This is a genomic window from Paraburkholderia sp. NMBU_R16 (assembly GCF_013282575.1).
Taxonomy (GTDB): domain Bacteria; phylum Pseudomonadota; class Gammaproteobacteria; order Burkholderiales; family Burkholderiaceae; genus Trinickia.
The window spans coordinates 1-254 of the sequence record NZ_JAAAYE010000395.1 but is presented as its reverse complement, the minus strand read 5'-3'; the positions used below and the strand labels follow the sequence as shown (position 1 = coordinate 254).

1 pseudogene is annotated in these 254 nt (G+C 58.7%); it reads left to right on the top strand.

Annotation, left to right across the window (positions count from 1 at the left end):
• Positions 1 to 126: 126 nt before the first annotated feature.
• Positions 127 to 254: pseudogene (locus tag GWC77_RS28650) on the top strand (transposase); the annotation flags it as partial.

Genomic DNA, 254 nt, shown 5'->3' with positions numbered 1-254 from the left:
TGGAGCCGCTCCGCTCACGATTGGAAGCAGGCCATGAACCAATTCGCTATCCTTTACGCGGATCGATTCGTTCGACCATCCGTGTGAATCTCACCCCCGCCTTGAACACGGAAATTCTGACACTCCCTGTCGCCGGCCTTCATCAAAGGGGTTGGCGAGCATCTGCCCAATGCGCGGCTGACGTTCGACAAGTTTCACGTCGTCGCTCATGCCTCCCAGGCGCTCGATGCGATGCGCCGCCAGGAGCAGAAAGT